The organism is Polynucleobacter sp. AP-Melu-500A-A1 (assembly GCF_018882125.1).
GTDB lineage: Bacteria > Pseudomonadota > Gammaproteobacteria > Burkholderiales > Burkholderiaceae > Polynucleobacter.
The window spans coordinates 272,179-291,522 of the sequence record NZ_JACVOZ010000001.1 but is presented as its reverse complement, the minus strand read 5'-3'; the positions used below and the strand labels follow the sequence as shown (position 1 = coordinate 291,522).

The following is a 19,344-nucleotide window of genomic DNA, read 5'->3' as shown; positions in this document are numbered from 1 at the left end:
AGATCCAGTGTCCGACCAAACTTGCATTCTGCAGTCGTATCAGAAGGCAAACCCGATTTCAATCAGAAATGAAATCGGGTTTGACCACTAATGGTCAAACCCAACATAGCTAACGCTCCTTTTTGAGAAGCGCTAGCGAGGTTTGTATTACTTGAGTTCTGCCTTAGCGCCAGCTTCTTCAAGCTTCTTCTTAGCTTCTTCAGCAGTTTTCTTGTCAACGCCCTCTTTGATTGGCTTCGGTGCACCGTCAACCAAGTCCTTAGCTTCTTTCAAGCCAAGACCAGTAATTTCACGAACCGCCTTAATTACTGATACCTTGTTTGCGCCAGTTTCGAGCAAGTTCACTGTGAACTCTGTTTGCTCTTCTGCAGCAGCAGCACCACCGCCTGCACCAGCAGGACCAGCAACAGCCATTGCTGCAGCTGAAACGCCAAACTTCTCCTCGAACGCTTTAACCAAATCGTTCAAATCCATAACGGACATGCTGCCTACTGCTTCAATGATTTCTTCTTTAGTAATCGCCATTTTTAGCTCCTAATACTTAATTAGTTAATCTGTCGCTTATTCAGCGGCAGGGGTTTCGTTTGCTTCTGTTCCAGTTTCTGGGGCTGCGGCTGCAGGCTCTGCACTTGCTTCTGGAGCGGCTGTTTGGGCAACTACCTCAGCTACAACTTCTGCTGGGGCTGTTACAACTTCAGCAACTTCAGCTACAGGTGCCGCAACTGGAGCGGGTGCTCCTGCTGCTTTTTGCGCTGCTACTGCGCCCAATACGCGAGCCATCGCAGAGACGGGTGCCAACATCACACCCAATAACTGAGATAACAACTCTTCGCGGCTTGGAATCGTTGCTAGGGCTTTTACACCTGCAACGTCTAACAACTTGCCGTTATATAAGCCAGCTTTAATGACTAGCAAATCTTGAGTCTTAGCAAAGCCTTGCAATACTTTTGCCGAAGCAATCGGATTTGCAGAGATGCCGTAAATCAAGGGGCCAACCATCGAATCAGCAAGAGGCTCAAACTGTGTGCCTTGTGCAGCACGGCGTGCCAATGTGTTCTTCAGAACGCGAAGATATACACCTTGGTCACGTGCGCTAGCACGTAGCTTTGTCAACTGCTCTACTGGAATACCACGGTATTCAGCGAGCACGACAGTTTGGGCTCCAGCCAATTGAGCGCCGACATCAGCAACAATCGCTTTTTTGTCTTGTACATTCAAAGGCACGGTTTAACTCCATAAAAACCAACTGTTTCCAGTTGGGGTTACACACCAGCGTCTGATCATTTGTTCACAAAAACTCTTGTGAAAATCTTTTCAGGGTCGCCATCTGCGCTGGCCATTACTTTCGTAACAATTAAGAATTAACTCTTTATAAGCAACTAATTCGCCAACGGTCTTTGATGTTCGACTCCCGCCCAAAGAGCAGGAGTCGACCCAAAGTTCTTTTTTGTTACAAGTTTTTAAGCAGCTGCCTGTAACGATGCTTGGTCCACACGTACGCCTGCACCCATAGTGCTGCTTACGGCAACCTTCTTTAAATAAATTCCCTTAGATGCAGGAGGTCTTGCTTTATTTAAGGCCTCAAGTAATGCAAGTAAGTTAGATTTCAATGCAGTTGGTTCGAATGAACGACGGCCAATACTTGCGTGCACGATACCGGCTTTGTCAACGCGGAACTGAACTTGACCTGCTTTTGCATTTTTTACTGCAGTAGCGACGTCAGGGGTCACTGTTCCCACTTTTGGATTTGGCATCAAACCACGTGGGCCTAATACTTGACCTAAAGTACCAACGATTTTCATTGTGTCTGGGGATGCGATCAAAATATCAAAATCAATTTTGCCGCCTTTAATTTGCTCAGCAAGCTCTTCCATGCCAACGATTTCTGCGCCAGCAGCTTTAGCTTGTTCAGCCTTCTCGCCTTGGGCAAAAACAGCAACACGAACATGCTTACCTGTACCAGCTGGGAGCACTACTGCGCCACGCACAACTTGGTCAGATTTCTTGGCATCAATACCTAACTGAACAGCAACATCAATAGACTCATCGAACTTTGCAGTTGCACACTCTTTAACGAGGTTCAATGCATCATCTAATGAATAGAATTTGTTGCGATCAACTTTAGATTGAATTGTTTTAACGCGTTTAGATAATTTAGTCATGATTAGAGACCTTCCACAGTGATGCCCATGGAACGGGCGCTACCAGCGATTGTTCTAACAGCGGCGTCCATATCGGCTGCTGTCAAATCTGGCATTTTTGCTTTAGCAATTTCTTCCGCTTGAGCACGTGTAATTTTTCCTACCTTATCGGTATGGGGGCGCGGTGATCCTTTTTCGATCTTCGCAGCCTTCTTAATCATGATGGTTGCTGGGGGAGTCTTCATGATGAAAGTGAAGCTCTTGTCAGCAAAAGCTGTAATTACGACAGGAATTGGAAGCCCTGGCTCCATGCTCTGAGTTTGAGCATTGAACGCCTTACAAAATTCCATAATGTTAAGACCACGTTGACCCAATGCAGGACCTACGGGTGGTGATGGATTTGCTTTACCTGCAGGGATCTGCAGCTTGATAAAGCCAATAATCTTCTTTGCCATGTGTGCTCCTTAAAGCGCGCCTAACCTCATTAGGGAAGACCGCTGTTGAGTAAACGCTTTGCTAGTTTTTGGCTTTCTAGCTCCGCTCCTCGGTTATTGCTAACCACTGAACTTCTTACTACTGAAACCAGGACTAAGTCCTTGTTTTTACATCTTTTCTACTTGGCCGAACTCTAGCTCAACTGGAGTACCTCGGCCAAAGATTGTAACAGAAACGCGCAATCTTGACTTCTCATAGTTAACTTCTTCGATATTTCCGTTGAAATCAATAAATGGGCCTTCTTTAACGCGCACGATCTCACCGACCTCAAATAGGGTCTTAGGCTTCGGTTTATCAACCCCAGCTTGCATTTGATCCATGATTTTGGCCACTTCTGCCGTAGAAATTGGGCTTGGGCGGTTACGAACACCGCCTACAAAACCAGTGACTTTTGGCGTATTTTTCACCAAATGCCAGCTTTCATCGGTCATTTCCATCTCAATCAGGACGTATCCTGGGAAGAAACGACGCTCAGTAACTGATTTTGTGCCTGCTTTGATTTCCACAACTTCTTCGGAAGGAACCAAAATACGGCCAAATTTCTCAGGCATACCAGAGCGGGCAATACGCTCCTCTAGACCTTTTTTTACGCTTTTTTCCATTCCGGAATAAGCATGAATAACGTACCAGCGCATATTGCCAGTTGCTTGGGGATTTACAGCCAAATCAGTATCAATCATTTTTCTTACTCACTTCCAGCCTAGTAGCACTGAAAAAACTAGCCACTCAATTAATTTGTCTGCCATCCATAAAAATAGAGACATGATCAGAACAAAGCCAAATACGACTAGTGTCATTTGGGTAGTCTCTTTACGAGTTGGCCAAACAACCTTTTTTACTTCATACCAAGAATCTTTAGCGTAGGCAATAAAGCGCCGCCCATCTGGTGAAATCGCCACAATCAAAACTGCTGCTGCTATGCCGCCAAACAAAACTGCCAAGCGCACCAATAAAGATTGGTCGACCAACGTGTAATAAAGCACTAACGCTGCAACGACTATTAAAGCGGCGAGTACGGATACCCAGCTGCTTTTTTCTTCAGAGTGACCTACTGTTTGTTGAGACATATAACTTTCAGTTCAAATCGTGGCAGGGGCGGAGGGCATCGAACCCCCAACCTTTGGTTTTGGAGACCAACGCTCTGCCAATTGAGCTACACCCCTTTATAAAAAACTACTTAAGCCAAAATCTTTGCAACCACGCCGGCGCCAACAGTACGGCCACCTTCACGGATCGCAAAACGTAAACCTTCTTCCATCGCAATTGGCGCGATGAGTTTTACAGTAATCGTGACATTATCACCAGGCATCACCATTTCTTTATCTTTTGGCAACTCGATTGAACCCGTTACGTCCGTAGTACGGAAGTAAAACTGAGGACGATAGTTGTTAAAGAATGGGGTATGACGACCACCTTCATCTTTACCTAAGATGTAAACCTCGGCAGTAAAGTGAGTATGGGGAGTGATTGAACCAGGTTTGGCCAATACTTGGCCGCGCTCAACTTCTTCACGTTTTGTACCGCGTAACAAGATACCAACGTTATCGCCTGCTTGACCTTGGTCGAGCAATTTGCGGAACATTTCAACGCCAGTACAAGTGGTTTTGAGGGTGGGTTTGATGCCCACAATTTCAATCTCTTCGCCTACCTTAACGATACCGCGCTCGATACGGCCTGTCACTACAGTACCGCGACCAGAGATAGAGAACACGTCCTCTACTGGCATCAAGAACGCACCGTCAATAGCGCGCTCTGGAGTGGGGATGTAAGTATCGAGTGCATCAGCCAACTTCATAATGGCTTCTTTACCCAATGGGCCTTCGTCACCTTCAAGTGCTAATTTAGCAGAACCTTGAATGATCGGTGTGTCATCGCCTGGGAAGTCATACTTAGACAACAGCTCACGCACTTCCATTTCAACGAGCTCTAACAATTCAGCATCATCTACCATGTCGCACTTATTTAAGAAAACGACGATGTAAGGAACGCCTACTTGGCGTGCCAAGAGGATGTGCTCACGCGTTTGTGGCATTGGGCCGTCAGCAGCAGAGCACACTAAAATTGCGCCGTCCATCTGAGCAGCACCGGTAATCATGTTCTTGACGTAGTCAGCATGTCCTGGGCAATCAACGTGAGCATAGTGACGATTTGCAGTCTCATACTCCACGTGCGCAGTATTAATCGTAATACCACGTGCTTTTTCTTCAGGAGCAGCATCGATCTGATCGTAAGCTTTCGCTTCGCCACCAAATTGCTTTGAGAGCACAGTTGCAATTGCTGCTGTCAAAGTAGTTTTACCGTGGTCAACGTGACCGATGGTGCCTACGTTTACGTGCGGTTTTGTCCGCTCGAATTTTTCTTTTGCCATTTTTAATCTGCCTTTAGTTAACTCTTAAACCAAACACGAAATACACAATTAATAAACCAAACTTGGTGCCCATGGGCAGGATCGAACTGCCGACCTCTCCCTTACCAAGGGAGTGCTCTACCACTGAGCCACATGGGCGAAATCACATACAAATTCTGGAGCGGGATAAGAGAATCGAACTCTTGACCGAAGATTGGAAATCTGCTGTTTTACCATTAAACTAATCCCGCACATCTGGTGGAGGGGGTAGGATTCGAACCTACGTAGGCATAGCCAACAGATTTACAGTCTGCCTCCTTTAGCCGCTCGGACACCCCTCCGCGAACCCAATATTCTGACTCCTAATGGAGCTTCTGTCAATCACTCTAAACGCTCTGCACAAGTAAAAACGCCCAGACCTAAAAGGGTCTGGGCGTCGCATTGGTGCCCGGCAGTTACCTACTTTCACACGGGTAATCCGCACTATCATCGGCGTAGAATCGTTTCACTGTCCTGTTCGGGATGGGAAGGAGTGGTTCCAATTCGCTATGGTCACCGGGCGTAGAGGGTCGAGTTGCTGATAAATCAACAACTCTATTTGAGTAAGCATGTAATAAGGATGCAGATTAAATCTGGCAAACATCCAACACAATAGTGCTGGTTATAGGATCAAGCCTAACGGGCAATTAGTATCGGTTAGCTTAATGCATTACTGCACTTCCACACCCGACCTATCAACGTTGTGGTCTTCAACGACCCTTTATGTAGGTTAAACCTACGGGAGATCTCATCTTCAGGCAAGTTTCCCGCTTAGATGCTTTCAGCGGTTATCTCTTCCATTCATAGCTACCCTGCGATGCTTCTGGCGAAACAACAGGTACACCAGCGGAATGTCCACTCCGGTCCTCTCGTACTAGGAGCAGCCCCCGTCAAATCTCCAACGCCCATGGCAGATAGGGACCAAACTGTCTCACGACGTTTTAAACCCAGCTCACGTACCTCTTTAAATGGCGAACAGCCATACCCTTGGGACCGGCTACAGCCCCAGGATGAGATGAGCCGACATCGAGGTGCCAAACACCGCCGTCGATATGAACTCTTGGGCGGTATCAGCCTGTTATCCCCAGAGTACCTTTTATCCGTTGAGCGATGGCCCTTCCATACAGAACCACCGGATCACTATGACCTGCTTTCGCACCTGCTCGACTTGTCGGTCTCGCAGTTAAGCACGCTTTTGCCATTGCACTTTAGGTACGATGTCCGACCGTACCAAGCGTACCTTCGTACTCCTCCGTTACACTTTGGGAGGAGACCGCCCCAGTCAAACTGCCTACCATGCACTGTTCCCGACCCGGATAACGGGCCAAGGTTAGAACCTCAAATAAATCAGGGTGGTATTTCAAGGTTGGCTCCAGCGAAACTAGCATTCCGCTTTCAACGCCTCCCACCTATCCTACACAGACCGATTCAAAGTCCAATGCAAAGCTACAGTAAAGGTTCATGGGGTCTTTCCGTCTAGCCACGGGTAGATTGCATCATCACAAACATTTCAACTTCGCTGAGTCTCAGGAGGAGACAGTGTGGCCATCGTTACGCCATTCGTGCAGGTCGGAACTTACCCGACAAGGAATTTCGCTACCTTAGGACCGTTATAGTTACGGCCGCCGTTTACTGGGACTTCAATCAAGAGCTTGCACCCCATCATTTAATCTTCCAGCACCGGGCAGGCGTCACACCCTATACGTCCACTTTCGTGTTTGCAGAGTGCTGTGTTTTTATTAAACAGTCGCAGCCACCTTTTTATTGCAACCCTTTCGTCCTCCCCTTGTACAGAGTCAAACTACCAGGGCGTACCTTATCCCGAAGTTACGGTACAAATTTGCCGAGTTCCTTCTCCTGAGTTCTCTCAAGCGCCTTAGAATACTCATCTCGCCCACCTGTGTCGGTTTGCGGTACGGTCTTGTTAGACTGAAGCTTAGAGGCTTTTCTTGGAACCACTTCCAATTGCTTCGCGAATAAATTCGCTCGTCTCACGCCCTTGAATTACGCTACCGGATTTACCTAATAGCCATCTCCAACGCAAGAACCGGGACTTCCAACACCCGGACAACTTTCCGCGATCCGTCCCCCCATCGCATCTAACAATGGTCAAGGAATATTAACCTTGTTCCCATCAGCTACGCATCTCTGCCTCGCCTTAGGGGCCGACTCACCCTGTTCCGATGAACGTTGAACAGGAAACCTTGGGCTTACGGCGAGGGGGCTTTTCACCCCCTTTATCGCTACTCATGTCAGCATTCGCACTTCTGATACCTCCAGCATCCTTTACAAGACACCTTCACAGGCTTACAGAACGCTCTCCTACCATCACATTGCTGTGATCCGCAGCTTCGGTTATATGCTTAGCCCCGTTACATCTTCCGCGCAGGACGACTCGATCAGTGAGCTATTACGCTTTCTTTAAAGGATGGCTGCTTCTAAGCCAACCTCCTGACTGTTTTAGCCTTCCCACTTCGTTTCCCACTTAGCATATATTAGGGACCTTAGCTGGCGGTCTGGGTTGTTTCCCTCTTGACACCGGACGTTAGCACCCGATGTCTGTCTCCCGTGCTTGCACTTGTAGGTATTCGGAGTTTGCTATGGCGCAGTAATCCGCAATGGACCCCACTACCATGACAGTGCTCTACCCCCTACAGTGATACACGAGGCACTACCTAAATAGTTTTCGGAGAGAACCAGCTATTTCCAGTTTTGTTTAGCCTTTCACCCCTATCCACAGCTCATCCCCTAACTTTTCAACGTTAGTGGGTTCGGTCCTCCAGTACGTGTTACCGCACCTTCAACCTGGCCATGGATAGATCAACTGGTTTCGGGTCTACACCCAGCAACTAGCGCCCTATTCGGACTCGCTTTCGCTACGCCTTCCCTATTCGGTTAAGCTTGCTACTGAATGTAAGTCGCTGACCCATTATACAAAAGGTACGCAGTCACCCCTTACGAGGCTCCTACTGTTTGTATGCACACAATTTCAGGATCTATTTCACTCCCCTCCCGGGGTTCTTTTCGCCTTTCCCTCACGGTACTTGTTCACTATCGGTCGATTACGAGTATTTAGCCTTGGAGGATGGTCCCCCCATATTCAGACAGGATTTCTCGTGTCCCGCCCTACTTGTCTCTAGCCTAGTACCACTCAATAATTTTCACATACGGGACTATCACCCTTTATTGTTGGACTTTCCATTCCATTCTGTTAATTACTGAGATATCACTAGAAGGCTCTTCCCATTTCGCTCGCCACTACTTTGGGAATCTCGGTTGATGTCTTTTCCTCTTGCTACTTAGATGTTTCAGTTCACAAGGTTCGCTTCTCATACCCTATGTATTCAGGTATGGATACCACAAAAGTGGTGGGTTTCCCCATTCAGAAATCCCCGGATCAAAGCTTATTTACCAGCTCCCCGGGGCTTATCGCAGGTTATAACGTCTTTCGTCGCCTGTAATCGCCAAGGCATCCATCATGTGCACTTATTCACTTGATCCTATAACGAGCACCATTGCTAGTACCTGTTACAGGTTTTACTTCTACTTCTGACATGTTTGCCGTAATCCAAACTGTAAGTACTTGTTAAGAACTTTGTAAAACTCGTTTGATATTACTGATTGATGATTCAATCTTTACCCTTATTACATTGTCAAATGTCCTCTCAAAGAAACATTTGACACTTTGCTTACTCAAATTTTTAAAGAACAGCCATAAATGGCAAAACTAAGCGATTAAGTTTTCGCTTAGTTTTGACATTTAGATGATGGTGGAGGATGACGGGATCGAACCGACGACCCCCTGCTTGCAAAGCAGGTGCTCTCCCAGCTGAGCTAATCCCCCAACGTCCCACTAAGTATGTTTCTGGCTGGTGGTGGGTCTGGTAGGACTTGAACCTACGACCCCTGCGTTATCAACACAGTGCTCTAACCAGCTGAGCTACAGACCCGTGGCTTTTATTGTCAACCGATAAGTGTGGGCACTAAAGATCCAGCATCTTTTCTCTAGAAAGGAGGTGATCCAGCCGCACCTTCCGATACGGCTACCTTGTTACGACTTTACCCCAGTCATGAACCCTGCCGTGGCAGTCGCCCTCCTTGCGGTTAGGCTAACGGCTTCTGGCAAAACCCACTCCCATGGTATGACGGGCGGTGTGTACAAGACCCGGGAACGTATTCACCGCGACATTCTGATCCGCGATTACTAGCGATTCCAGCTTCACGTAGTCGAGTTGCAGACTACGATCCGGACTACGATGCATTTTCTGAGATTAGCTCCCCCTCGCGGGTTGGCAACCCTCTGTATGCACCATTGTATGACGTGTGAAGCCCTACCCATAAGGGCCATGAGGACTTGACGTCATCCCCACCTTCCTCCGGTTTGTCACCGGCAGTCTCTTTAGAGTGCTCTTGCGTAGCAACTAAAGACAAGGGTTGCGCTCGTTGCGGGACTTAACCCAACATCTCACGACACGAGCTGACGACAGCCATGCAGCACCTGTGTTCACTTTCTCTTACGAGCACCTAATGTATCTCTACTTCGTTAGTGACATGTCAAGGGTAGGTAAGGTTTTTCGCGTTGCATCGAATTAATCCACATCATCCACCGCTTGTGCGGGTCCCCGTCAATTCCTTTGAGTTTTAATCTTGCGACCGTACTCCCCAGGCGGCTGACTTCACGCGTTAGCTACGTTACTCAGGATGTAAATCCCGAACAACTAGTCAGCATCGTTTAGGGCGTGGACTACCAGGGTATCTAATCCTGTTTGCTCCCCACGCTTTCGTGCATGAGCGTCAGTGTTATCCCAGGGGGCTGCCTTCGCCATTGGTATTCCTCCACATATCTACGCATTTCACTGCTACACGTGGAATTCTACCCCCCTCTGACACACTCTAGCTATACAGTCACAGGCGCCATTCCCAGGTTAAGCCCGGGGATTTCACGCCTGTCTTGTATAACCGCCTGCGCACGCTTTACGCCCAGTAATTCCGATTAACGCTTGCACCCTACGTATTACCGCGGCTGCTGGCACGTAGTTAGCCGGTGCTTATTCTTCAGGTACCGTCATTCCCGGACTGTGTTAGAGCCGGTGTTTCTTCCCTGACAAAAGAGCTTTACAACCCGAAGGCCTTCTTCACTCACGCGGCATTGCTGGATCAGGGTTGCCCCCATTGTCCAAAATTCCCCACTGCTGCCTCCCGTAGGAGTCTGGGCCGTGTCTCAGTCCCAGTGTGGCTGATCGTCCTCTCAGACCAGCTACTGATCGTCGCCTTGGTGGGCTTTTACCCCACCAACAAGCTAATCAGGCATCGGCCGCTCTAATCGCGCGAGGTCTTTCGATCCCCCGCTTTCCCCCTCAGGGCGTATGCGGTATTAGCACAGCTTTCGCTGCGTTATCCCCCACGATAAGGTACGTTCCGATGTATTACTCACCCGTTCGCCACTCGCCACCAGGTGCAAGCACCCGTGCTGCCGTTCGACTTGCATGTGTAAGGCATGCCGCCAGCGTTCAATCTGAGCCAGGATCAAACTCTTCAGTTCAATTCCTGTGATCCTTGCGGATCGTCGCACTCATTCAAGAAATTGACTTGGTAATAAAACCAAATCTTTTTACTGTCTATGAGTACTATTTATTTACATCTGTCCCGAAGGACTGGATGCTTTCACTTAGTACCCACAATTATCGGTTGACTAATTTTTAAAGAGGGCTGACTTGTTTTGTATTTCAAATAACATTCAGCAGAGAGGTGAGACTATAGCACCCTTGTAAGGGTTCGTCAACACCTTTCGTAGTCTTTTTCTCTAATATGGCGAAGTATTTTCTGATTCAAAAAATAAACTCAATTGATTCAGGTAGATACAAACCAAAAATATATTTCACCTTTTTTAATAAGTTAAGGGTTTTGGAGCGTTTACTACTTTTTTATGGGCTAAGTCGAGGTTTTCAGTCTTCAAATGCAGTTTTTTGACTATATCCTAGGGAAAACCCTGAAACTGTCATAAAACCCTGCTAACATGTTGCTATGCACAATAAATTAGCAAATGATCACTCACCCAGAAAGCCCTATACGGCCGGACAAGCGGTCCCGGTTCGTGAGCTCCATGCTGGGCATAAAGCTGAGATCCTCAATCATTTATTGCAGCTCAATGACGAAGACCGTCGCCTTAGATTTGGTACGCAAACGCCTGATGAGGTGATTGCTCACTACGTTGAGCGTCTAGACTTTAATAAGGACAATGTATTTGGCGTGTTTGATGACGAACTGAAACTCATTGGCATGGCTCATTTAGCTTATTTACCTGAAATCAAAGGTCAAGCGCGTGCTGCAGAATTTGGTGTTTCAGTATTGCCAGAAGGGCGCTCACAAGGGCTTGGAACAGCCCTACTGCAACGCTCTGCGGTTCACTCCCGCAATACTCGCATTGAGACTTTGTATGTGCATTGCTTGGCTAACAACAAAGCAATGATGCATCTAGCTCAGAAAGCCGATATGCGTGTTGAATATGCCTATGGTGATGCAGATGCTTACCTTAAGTTATCGCCCGCAAGTCCTGCAACCATCGTTGAAGAAGCTGCTAATGAGCAATGGGCTGACTTAGATTACGCAATGAAAGCGAATCTGAAGAAATCGAATCAAGCATGGTGGTGGTTTTTAGGAAAGCCTGGCCTGGCTCGTTAATTTTCGCCTGGAGCGCCACGCAATATCCAGCTTGTTAACAAAGATAAATCAACATCGTTTAATTTTGCGTTTGCAGGCATAGGCACCACCCCCCAAGAGCCTGCGCCACCCTTCAAAATCTTATTCTTCAAAAATGATTGCGCGTTAGGATCATTTTTATATTTCAATGCAATGGATTCAAAGCTAGGGCCAACAATTTTTTTATTGGTCGCATGACAACCTAGGCATGCATTTTTTTTTGCAATTAAAAATGCACTTTGATTTTCGCTCGCTGCATGAGAGATTTGCAAATATGAAACAAGAAAAATAAAAATTATTTTCGTCAATATTTGCAGCACACTCATCCAGCTTTGTAAAAATTATTGGAACTTAGGTGGGCTAGAGGGCTGAGACTCGTCTGCCTTTCCAGCATTTTCTAAACGGGTTTTTTCTGCATTAGAAATAATGTCAAAGTATGCATAAACATCCTTTACGCCACTTGTATTGCTGGCGATTTTTTTAGCTAAGTCTGCCTCCGCTTCAGTCAAAATTCCCATAAGATAAACACTGCTTCCTTCAGCAACAATGACCATGGAGTTCGATGGTAGCTGCTGTGTAAAAATCATCTGCGTTTTTATTTTTGACTCAAGGTAAGTATCGTTGGCACGCATAGTGTAAGTACTATTAGGCCCAATGATTAATTCATTAAACACTGATCGCGCATTTTTTAAGTCCTTAATATAAGACCCTGCATCGCTTTTGATTGCGGCATCTTTTACTTCCCCAGTCAACAATACCTTCTGATTAAATGATGTCACATTGATGTGGGCACCATCGCCAAACTTTTTATCAAAAGCACCGCTTGCTTGCAATTCAATTCCTTTATCAATTGCTTGCACACCAGGCGTTCGACGATCGGCCATGATCGTCGCAGTAGCTGCAACGCCACCAACTGCAATCACACCGCAAGCCGATAATTGTGATACAGCAATTACAGCAACTAATAATTTACTCAGATTTTGAATTTGCATTTGATACTTTCTAAAATTAATCTAGCAGGAGATGGTCGACGCCATCACATAATCCGTGAAGCAACACTAAATGGGTTTCTTGTATGCGCGCAGTTCGAGTAGATGGGGCGCAGAGATGAACATCCTCCACGTCTAATAAAGTGGCAATTTTTCCGCCACCGTTACCAGTTAAAGCAATCACTTTGATGCCTATTTTTTTTGCGGCTTCAATGGCTTTAAGTACATTCTTGGAATTCCCAGAAGTAGAGATGCCCAAGAGGATATCGCCTTTTTTACCCAAGCCACGAACTTGCTTACTAAAGACTTCGTCATAGCTATAGTCGTTCCCTACGGCGGTCAATATAGAGCTGTCCGTTGTTAACGCAATTGCCGCCAACTCTTGACGCTCTCTTTCGAAGCGGCCAATAAGCTCTGCTGCAAAATGTTGAGCATCTGCGGCAGAGCCGCCATTACCGCATGCCATGATCTTGCCGCCAGCACGCAGACACTCAACCATGGCTACGACACCATGAGCAACCGACTCAGGAAGAACTCTTTCAGCCTCCTGCTTGACTGCAATGCTGTCTAAAAAATGTTGGGATGCTCTTTGGCGCAACCGTTCAATTGTGTTTTTATCCATAACAATATTATGCGCCAAAGCTCAAGCAGGGGGCTCTGCAAGGAACACAAACCAAAAGCAACGTATCCTCTTAGCTATTGACCTTTCTTACGTACAAAATACCCCTTATGGAAACTGGCGCATTCGAATTTCTAAAGCAGCAGGATTTGCCTGCTAGAGCGCTGTATATGGTTGCGACTCCCATTGGAAATTTAGGCGACGTTACCTTGCGCGCCCTACATGTTCTCAATACAGTCGATGGCATTGCCTGCGAAGATACCCGTCATAGCGCAGCTCTCTTGCAACAATTTGGGATTCACAAAAAATGTATCGCGCTACATGAACACAATGAGATTAGTGGCGCCCAAACCGTTATTCAGCATTTGGCGAACAATGAACGTTGGGCCTATATTTCTGATGCTGGTACCCCAGGGATATCTGATCCGGGTGCGCGTTTAGTGAACGAAGTTGAAAAAGCAGGCTTTAGGGTTATTCCAATTCCTGGAGCGAGTGCTATTGCAGCAGCTATTTCTGCATCTGGCTCTGCAATGTTGAGTTCTGAAGGGCGCTTTCAGTTTTTGGGTTTCTGGCCCAACAAAACCAAAGAGCGTGATGCCTATTTACAAGACATCAGTGGCAGCAAAAAAACTAGCCTATTTTTCGAGTCCCCTCATCACATTCGCGAAACACTATTATTGTTGGCAAATCATTTGGAGCCAGAGCGCAAAGTATTGGTCGGGCGTGAGCTCACTAAAAAATTTGAACAAATCGTTGCTTTGGATGCGGGTCAATTAACGCAATGGGTAAACGATGCCGAAAGCCTAAAGGGGGAGTTTGTTATTTTGGTGGCAGGCCGCCAAGGTAGCAAAGATGAGGCCTCTAACCATTCCCAACTGTTGAAGTGGGCTAAAGCATTAAGCCCCTACTTGGGCAGTAAAGAAATTGCAGCAGTTCTTTCACAAACTCTGGGCTTGACTAAAAAAGAAGCTTATCAAGCTGCACTAGATGTAAAAGAAGCTAAGAAACAATAAGCAAAAAGCTGGTGCGCAGCCAGCTCTTCATCGCTAATGATTGCCTGAACTGATTCGCCGCAGGTTTGCATAACCTTACCTAAACGTGCAGTCCATACACTATCGTCGCCAAATTTAGGCCAACTAGCAGCACAGGCGTGACCGGAAAAACAAATCTCTTTATTTAGCTACTTGCCCACCTGTTTGAGGCTCGCCCTGGACGCTAGCATCTTTAAAGTTTAATTGGCCAACAGGCTTAATGAGTTGATCGGTAGCGCTTGAGGAATCGCCACGCTTACCGTTGTTTACAAATACCATTAACAATAAAATAATGATCAGGGGCACAAAAAAGCTTGCAAACACCATGATGATGAGTTGTTTTGGGTTCTTAATTAAGTTTCCGTGCTCGTTGCTCATAGGAATTTATCGTTTGGTGGGTTTAAGGTTATCGATGAATATTATAACTAGTGAGTAGGGTTATAGACACTTACAATAGTGTGGTATCCGTTTTTTTCCTTCTGGCGCCCGTAGCTCAGTGGATAGAGTATTGGCCTCCGAAGCCAAGGGTCGCAGGTTCGATTCCTGCCGGGCGCGCCAAAACTATGGGGGATTTTTGACCTATGTCATGCGAAAAATTGTGAAAACCGCTATCATTTGTCTCTAACTTATTGAATCTTATCGTGTCTATACATCTAAATTCAGCGCTATCTGAGCCCTCTCTAACTAATCCATTGCCTCCTGAGGCGCCATTACCTCACCGAAAAATCATTCGGAGTTGGTTAATCCCAATGGCACAAGGTGAGAGTGGGCGCGCAATCATGCTACTGGCAATTGATGCGGTCTTATGGCTTGGCTGTATTGCGGGCACAGTTTTTGTTGAAAACATCCTACTCAAAATCATTTTTGGCCTCATTGCTGGGTTTGTCACAGGCCGCATTTTTATTTTGGGTCATGATGCCTGCCATCAAAGCTTCACACCGAATCGCGAGCTCAATAAAGTATTGGGTCGTATAGCCTTTTTGCCATCTTTGACCCCATATAGCCTATGGGACGTGGGGCATAACGTGGTTCATCATGGGCAAACAAACTTAAAGGGCTTCGACTTTGTTTGGGCGCCTTTATCAAAGGCAGAGTACGACGCCCTCTCCCCAGGGCGTAAGACCCTTGAGCGCCTTTATCGCAGTGGCTGGGGCCCTGTTTTCTATTACCTTATTGAGATTTGGTGGAGACGTGAGTATTTCCCAAATGCTAAAAATAAGCCTGGTGATCGTCCAATTTTCTTAAAAGACAATCTGCTCGTTACCGCATTTGCGATCGCTTGGATTGCTTGTCTTGTTGCTGGTGCTCTAGCCACTGGCCAATCCATCTGGATTGGCTTAATTACCGGTTTTGCCCTTCCTTTCCTATTCTGGAATGGCATGATTGGCTTTGTCGTCTACGTCCACCATACGCACCCTAATGTATCTTGGTATGACAAGAAATCAGAATGGTTACGGGCGCAGCCTTTTGTGTCGACTACCGTTCATCTAACATTTAACTGGATTTGGGGCTCATTAATGCACCACATCATGGAGCATACTGCCCATCACGTGGATATGAGCGTCCCCCTTTATCGCCTAAAAGAGGCTCAATCAACCCTGGAAACCATCCTTCCTGAGCGTATTTTTGTGCAAAAGTTCTCCTGGGGCTGGTATTTCGATACCGCCCGCAAATGCAAGCTTTATGACTTTGAGAACAAGGCTTGGCTTGATTTTGACGGGAATAAGACCGCTGATTCGGTCCGAGTTGTGCTGAGCCCAGCCCCAGCGGGACAAAACGGGTAAAATATCAGTCTGTACAAGATTTGCCTTACCCGGATTGCCCATGACTACCTCGACTCCAACTGCTACCCAAGACACTTCTCAGAGCCTCAAATTTTGCTCTTCTTGCAGTCGCGAAAAGCGATTAGAGGGCGGCACGTGGATTCCAACTAGCAATCGTAAGCAACGTTGGATTTGCGCTAGTTGCCTATATAACCGGACACACCGCACTGGTTCTGCAAAAACCTAATTTGTAGTTTTTGCTGTTTTCATTTTGTAGTTAAAGTCATTGGCGTAATCACACGCCATCTCCGAGCGGCCACAATTTGGTTTTGATTGCCTGAACTAAATCAGCATGATTGCCACGAGGAAAATTAGTTCTGCCAATTGAACCAGCAAATAAAACATCGCATACCTTTACATGATCGCCATCGTTTAACCACCGACATGCTGTTTGCTGAGGTAATTGATCAATCCAAAAACTATAGTCAACAGAAAAATTAATCCTGTGTTGAGAGTACTCTGTATGTGAGTGAGCATAAAATATTCCCAAAGGATACATAATGAACTCCCAAGACACTTTTAAATTTGCAGAAACTCATGAGTGGGCCGACCAAGAAGAAGATGGCCTAGTTTGGGTTGGAATTAGTCACCACGCACAAGAAGCATTGGGTGATGTCATGTTCTTTCAGGCGCCCAAGCTAGGGCAGCAAGTAGTGCAGGGGGAGGCAATTGCGACTATTGAATCTGTTAAAGCAGCAAGCGACATACATGCACCAATTAGCGGTGAAATTACTGCCCTTAACGATGCTGTGGAAGCAGCTCCTGAGCTTATCAATGAGAGGCCTTATGGCGTGTGGCTATTCAAAATCAAACCAGAATCCAAGGACTCACTCTCTTTGGAGCTCAAACAACTTATGAGTCTTGCTCAATACGAGTCAGGCCCTGGAGTTTAAACACAATCTATTAGATTGAAATTGGGTCGCGCTCAATGAGCCACCGAATGCGCTCACCCTTGCTGATTCGTCCTTGAGAATCTTCCCGTAAATCACGATCTACTGCCTCTAGTACTTCTTGAAGCACTTTGCGATTTTCGGACTCAATTACAAGTTGCGCACGCTCAGTACCAGCTACTCGCATGATTGCCTTTGGTACTGGGTCATAAACTTTAAGCCCCTTAGCAATAAGTCCCGCAGCCCGTAAGCGAGCCTTTAGATCACCCAGGAACTGAAGGGCTTTCATGAGACTTTTAGCTTCTGCATGAACCAGCCCTTGATAAGAGAAGGGCGGCAATTTTGCTTCATCTCGCTCATTAGCGGTATGGGCTAAAAATCCATCAACATCATGACGAAGTAAGTACTGAAAAACTGCCGCCTCTGGATATTGGGTTTCAATATAAATATCGCCGCCTGCCTGACCATCCAAGCCAGCCCTGCCTGCACGACCAGCCACCTGAACTAACTGCGCAAATAATCTTTCCGCTGCCCGAAAGTCTTGTGAAAATAATCTGCTATCTGCATCGAGCACGGCTACCAAACCAATGTTTTGGTAATCATGGCCCTTTGCAATCATCTGCGTTCCCACTACGAGGTCAACATTTCCGTTATGGATCTCCTGAAACAACTCTTCAGCACCCTTACTCTTCTTGCTCGAATCAGTATCAATCCTCAGTACCCGAGCATTGGGCCATATTTCCTCAATGGAGTCCTCAATTTTTTGGGTTCCTTGGCCAAGCACCTTCAGATCAGCATTTCCACAATCAGGACAATGCTCTGGGATGGCTTTGACTAAGCCACAGTGATGGCAACTCAATACTGGTCTTCTTCCTAATGCACCTGCTTTATGCATGACCATATAAGAACTACATTGCTGACACGAAGACAACCAGGAACAAGCACTACAACTCAATACTGGCGCATATCCTCTGCGATTGATCAGTATCAAACTTTGTTTTTTCTGCGTTAAATTTTGGCTAATAGCGTTTACTAAGGTTTTAGTAAGGGGGCCTTTATTTACTGGCCTTCCAGCATCACCTGGACTAAATTGATTTTGTGGATCTCGGGTATTAATTAAATGTACCTTAGGAAGGCTTGCGCCTTGGGCGCGCTGATCTAGGCGAATATATTCATAACGCCCAGCTCTAGCAGCCATCCAAGTCTCAAGTGACGGTGTTGCTGATGAGAGGAGGATGGGGGCTTTAACATCATGTGCCCGCCATATTGCTAAATCTCTAGCTGAATAACGAATGCCATCTTGTTGTTTATAAGATGGGTCATGCTCCTCATCAACTACAACTGCGCTTAAGTTTGGCATCGGAGTTAATGCAGCCAGCCTGGTGCCTAAAATGATTTGCGCCTTTCCTGTCATTGCCTCATACCAGGCTATGCCTCTTTGCTTCTCAGGAACAGCACTGTGTAACACAGCCATTTTTTTATCAGGAAAATACGCGCGTACCCGACGCTCTAATTGGGGCGTTAAATTAATTTCAGGAACAAGAATCAATACCTGTGCACTCTCATCTTCCAAAATTTCACTTAACCAATTTAGAAATACTGCTGTCTTTCCACTACCAGTTTGTCCTTGCAACAAAATTGCTTTGAATTGTTTTTTACTACTGCATTTTGCTAATGCATTTAAGGCGCGCTTTTGCTCTTCATTTAATTGTGCTGCGCTAATGTATCCCTCGCTCAACGCTTCCTGATTTTTTTTCTTTTTTCTCTCTTGTGCTGTAGCTATTTTTTTAGGAATTTTTTCCCAGTCATTTGGCTTTTTCCACATCTGCGGAATGGTAGGAATGATGGTTTCACCAAGGGCATGAATGTAGTACTGGCTGGCAAAATTCATCAGCCTTAATGCGGCAGCATCCAAAGGCGGCAATGGAGCGAGGGCCCGCACCCCTTTTAATTTTTCAATATCAAAATCGGAGTGATCACTAACTTTTATGACTATGCCAATGAGCGACGAGCGTCCAAACGGGACTTCTACCACCTGGCCGATCGCTGGCTCAAGGCCTAATTTTTGAGCATCCCACAGATAGTCAAAGCCCTGGGCTAGAGGCTTATCAACAACCACTTGGACCACGATAGGAGGACTCATTTTTACTTCAATTTTCTATTTTGCTTGTGGATAAGTCTGTGGATATCATCTGATGATTCTGATTTATGGGCCAATTTACCAGCAATCTAATTTTTCACTCATTTATAGCTTTTTAATTATTTTATATA

At 46.3% G+C, this 19,344-nt stretch carries 16 protein-coding genes, 7 tRNA genes, 3 rRNA genes and 2 pseudogenes; 6 read left to right on the top strand and 22 right to left on the bottom strand.

Translation table 11 applies throughout. From position 1 onward, the window contains the following. Window positions 1–147: 147 nt before the first annotated feature. From rplL to ICN38_RS01505, 16 genes and pseudogenes are all read right to left on the bottom strand, one after another. The gene (gene rplL, locus ICN38_RS01580; RefSeq protein WP_216254220.1) at window positions 148–525 is read right to left on the bottom strand and encodes a 50S ribosomal protein L7/L12; all 378 of its coding nucleotides are present in this window, start codon (window positions 523–525) and stop codon (window positions 148–150) included. A 180-nt stretch (window positions 526–705) separates the two neighbouring features. Continuing rightward, window positions 706–1,224 (bottom strand): annotated as a pseudogene (gene rplJ, locus ICN38_RS01575) (50S ribosomal protein L10); the annotation flags it as partial. Window positions 1,225–1,460: 236 nt separating this feature from the next. Then, window positions 1,461–2,162, bottom strand: a complete 702-nt coding sequence (gene rplA / locus ICN38_RS01570) for a 50S ribosomal protein L1 (RefSeq protein WP_216254213.1) — start codon at window positions 2,160–2,162, stop codon at window positions 1,461–1,463. A 2-nt stretch (window positions 2,163–2,164) separates the two neighbouring features. After that, window positions 2,165–2,596 (bottom strand): 50S ribosomal protein L11, encoded by a 432-nt coding sequence (rplK, locus tag ICN38_RS01565; RefSeq protein ID WP_011901890.1) that lies wholly within the window; start codon window positions 2,594–2,596, stop codon window positions 2,165–2,167. Window positions 2,597–2,743: 147 nt separating this feature from the next. Next, window positions 2,744–3,316 carry a transcription termination/antitermination protein NusG gene (gene nusG / locus ICN38_RS01560; protein WP_255562664.1) on the bottom strand — a complete coding sequence of 191 codons (573 nt, stop codon included), beginning with the start codon at window positions 3,314–3,316 and terminating at the stop codon, window positions 2,744–2,746. A gap of 9 nt (window positions 3,317–3,325) precedes the next feature. Beyond that, window positions 3,326–3,703, bottom strand: a complete 378-nt coding sequence (gene secE / locus ICN38_RS01555; protein WP_216254211.1) for a preprotein translocase subunit SecE — start codon at window positions 3,701–3,703, stop codon at window positions 3,326–3,328. A gap of 20 nt (window positions 3,704–3,723) precedes the next feature. After that, window positions 3,724–3,799, bottom strand: a tRNA-Trp gene (locus ICN38_RS01550). A 14-nt stretch (window positions 3,800–3,813) separates the two neighbouring features. Further along, window positions 3,814–5,004 carry an elongation factor Tu gene (gene tuf, locus ICN38_RS01545; protein ID WP_216254207.1) on the bottom strand — a complete coding sequence of 397 codons (1,191 nt, stop codon included), beginning with the start codon at window positions 5,002–5,004 and terminating at the stop codon, window positions 3,814–3,816. Window positions 5,005–5,067: 63 nt separating this feature from the next. Next, a tRNA-Thr gene (locus ICN38_RS01540) sits at window positions 5,068–5,142 on the bottom strand. Between the two features lie 18 nt (window positions 5,143–5,160). Beyond that, window positions 5,161–5,234, bottom strand: a tRNA-Gly gene (locus tag ICN38_RS01535). Between the two features lie 5 nt (window positions 5,235–5,239). Continuing rightward, a tRNA-Tyr gene (locus ICN38_RS01530) sits at window positions 5,240–5,324 on the bottom strand. A gap of 105 nt (window positions 5,325–5,429) precedes the next feature. Beyond that, window positions 5,430–5,543 (bottom strand): 5S ribosomal RNA (gene rrf / locus ICN38_RS01525). A gap of 105 nt (window positions 5,544–5,648) precedes the next feature. Beyond that, window positions 5,649–8,522 (bottom strand): 23S ribosomal RNA (locus ICN38_RS01520). Between the two features lie 268 nt (window positions 8,523–8,790). After that, window positions 8,791–8,866 (bottom strand) — tRNA-Ala (locus tag ICN38_RS01515). A gap of 29 nt (window positions 8,867–8,895) precedes the next feature. Continuing rightward, a tRNA-Ile gene (locus ICN38_RS01510) sits at window positions 8,896–8,972 on the bottom strand. Between the two features lie 59 nt (window positions 8,973–9,031). Then, a 16S ribosomal RNA gene (locus tag ICN38_RS01505) occupies window positions 9,032–10,564 on the bottom strand. Together the 16S, 23S and 5S rRNA genes with 5 tRNA genes alongside form the textbook arrangement of a ribosomal RNA operon. 482 nt (window positions 10,565–11,046) lie before the next feature. On the opposite strand from ICN38_RS01505, the gene ICN38_RS01500 reads away from it, so the two are divergent. Then, window positions 11,047–11,703, top strand: a complete 657-nt coding sequence (locus tag ICN38_RS01500) for a GNAT family N-acetyltransferase (protein WP_216254204.1) — start codon at window positions 11,047–11,049, stop codon at window positions 11,701–11,703. Here the strand turns inward: ICN38_RS01500 and ICN38_RS01495 are convergent. The 3 genes from ICN38_RS01495 to ICN38_RS01485 form a co-directional block, all read right to left on the bottom strand. Next, entirely contained in the window at window positions 11,700–11,993 is a 294-nt protein-coding gene (locus ICN38_RS01495; protein ID WP_216862681.1) for a c-type cytochrome, read from the bottom strand. The two genes, ICN38_RS01500 and ICN38_RS01495, sit on opposite strands and share 4 nt — an antisense overlap. Window positions 11,994–12,062: 69 nt before the next feature. Then, on the bottom strand, window positions 12,063–12,713 hold the full coding sequence (locus ICN38_RS01490; RefSeq protein ID WP_216254202.1) for a BON domain-containing protein: 651 nt from the start codon (window positions 12,711–12,713) through the stop codon (window positions 12,063–12,065). A gap of 16 nt (window positions 12,714–12,729) precedes the next feature. Beyond that, window positions 12,730–13,332, bottom strand: coding sequence for a phosphoheptose isomerase (locus ICN38_RS01485; RefSeq protein ID WP_216254199.1), 603 nt, complete (start codon window positions 13,330–13,332; stop codon window positions 12,730–12,732). Window positions 13,333–13,439: 107 nt separating this feature from the next. On the opposite strand from ICN38_RS01485, the gene rsmI reads away from it, so the two are divergent. Continuing rightward, window positions 13,440–14,342, top strand: coding sequence for a 16S rRNA (cytidine(1402)-2'-O)-methyltransferase (gene rsmI, locus ICN38_RS01480; protein WP_216254197.1), 903 nt, complete (start codon window positions 13,440–13,442; stop codon window positions 14,340–14,342). 159 nt (window positions 14,343–14,501) lie between these two features. On the opposite strand, the gene ICN38_RS01475 is transcribed toward rsmI, so the two are convergent. Then, complete coding sequence (locus ICN38_RS01475; RefSeq protein WP_255562663.1) at window positions 14,502–14,738, bottom strand: hypothetical protein; 237 nt, start codon at window positions 14,736–14,738, stop codon at window positions 14,502–14,504. Window positions 14,739–14,842: 104 nt separating this feature from the next. Here ICN38_RS01475 and ICN38_RS01470 point away from each other — a divergent pair. From ICN38_RS01470 to ICN38_RS01460, 3 genes are all read left to right on the top strand, one after another. Next, a tRNA-Arg gene (locus tag ICN38_RS01470) sits at window positions 14,843–14,918 on the top strand. 71 nt (window positions 14,919–14,989) lie between these two features. Beyond that, window positions 14,990–16,144 (top strand): fatty acid desaturase, encoded by a 1,155-nt coding sequence (locus ICN38_RS01465; RefSeq protein WP_370624348.1) that lies wholly within the window; start codon window positions 14,990–14,992, stop codon window positions 16,142–16,144. A 40-nt stretch (window positions 16,145–16,184) separates the two neighbouring features. Next, the gene (locus ICN38_RS01460) at window positions 16,185–16,370 is read left to right on the top strand and encodes a hypothetical protein (RefSeq protein ID WP_216254196.1); all 186 of its coding nucleotides are present in this window, start codon (window positions 16,185–16,187) and stop codon (window positions 16,368–16,370) included. 51 nt (window positions 16,371–16,421) lie between these two features. On the opposite strand, the pseudogene ICN38_RS11595 reads toward ICN38_RS01460, so the two are convergent. Continuing rightward, a pseudogene (locus ICN38_RS11595) lies at window positions 16,422–16,610 on the bottom strand (MBL fold metallo-hydrolase); the annotation flags it as partial. Window positions 16,611–16,683: 73 nt separating this feature from the next. Here ICN38_RS11595 and gcvH point away from each other — a divergent pair. Continuing rightward, window positions 16,684–17,076, top strand: a complete 393-nt coding sequence (gene gcvH / locus ICN38_RS01455) for a glycine cleavage system protein GcvH (RefSeq protein WP_216254195.1) — start codon at window positions 16,684–16,686, stop codon at window positions 17,074–17,076. Between the two features lie 10 nt (window positions 17,077–17,086). Here the strand turns inward: gcvH and priA are convergent, their stop codons facing one another. After that, window positions 17,087–19,216 carry a primosomal protein N' gene (priA, locus tag ICN38_RS01450; RefSeq protein ID WP_216254194.1) on the bottom strand — a complete coding sequence of 710 codons (2,130 nt, stop codon included), beginning with the start codon at window positions 19,214–19,216 and terminating at the stop codon, window positions 17,087–17,089. Window positions 19,217–19,344: the final 128 nt, after the last annotated feature.

Bases quoted from the DNA above. Each gene is read 5' to 3' on its own strand.
- rplL (WP_216254220.1), bottom strand. From the start codon at position 525: ATGGCGATTACTAAAGAAGAAATCATTGAAGCAGTAGGCAGCATGTCC.
- rplA (WP_216254213.1), bottom strand. From the start codon at position 2,162: ATGACTAAATTATCTAAACGCGTTAAAACAATTCAATCTAAAGTTGAT.
- rplK (WP_011901890.1), bottom strand. From the start codon at position 2,596: ATGGCAAAGAAGATTATTGGCTTTATCAAGCTGCAGATCCCTGCAGGT.
- nusG (WP_255562664.1), bottom strand. From the start codon at position 3,316: ATGATTGATACTGATTTGGCTGTAAATCCCCAAGCAACTGGCAATATG.
- secE (WP_216254211.1), bottom strand. From the start codon at position 3,703: ATGTCTCAACAAACAGTAGGTCACTCTGAAGAAAAAAGCAGCTGGGTA.
- tuf (WP_216254207.1), bottom strand. From the start codon at position 5,004: ATGGCAAAAGAAAAATTCGAGCGGACAAAACCGCACGTAAACGTAGGC.
- ICN38_RS01500 (WP_216254204.1), top strand. From the start codon at position 11,047: ATGCACAATAAATTAGCAAATGATCACTCACCCAGAAAGCCCTATACG.
- ICN38_RS01490 (WP_216254202.1), bottom strand. From the start codon at position 12,713: ATGCAAATTCAAAATCTGAGTAAATTATTAGTTGCTGTAATTGCTGTA.
- ICN38_RS01485 (WP_216254199.1), bottom strand. From the start codon at position 13,332: ATGGATAAAAACACAATTGAACGGTTGCGCCAAAGAGCATCCCAACAT.
- rsmI (WP_216254197.1), top strand. From the start codon at position 13,440: ATGGAAACTGGCGCATTCGAATTTCTAAAGCAGCAGGATTTGCCTGCT.
- ICN38_RS01475 (WP_255562663.1), bottom strand. From the start codon at position 14,738: ATGAGCAACGAGCACGGAAACTTAATTAAGAACCCAAAACAACTCATC.
- ICN38_RS01460 (WP_216254196.1), top strand. From the start codon at position 16,185: ATGACTACCTCGACTCCAACTGCTACCCAAGACACTTCTCAGAGCCTC.
- gcvH (WP_216254195.1), top strand. From the start codon at position 16,684: ATGAACTCCCAAGACACTTTTAAATTTGCAGAAACTCATGAGTGGGCC.
- priA (WP_216254194.1), bottom strand. From the start codon at position 19,216: ATGAGTCCTCCTATCGTGGTCCAAGTGGTTGTTGATAAGCCTCTAGCC.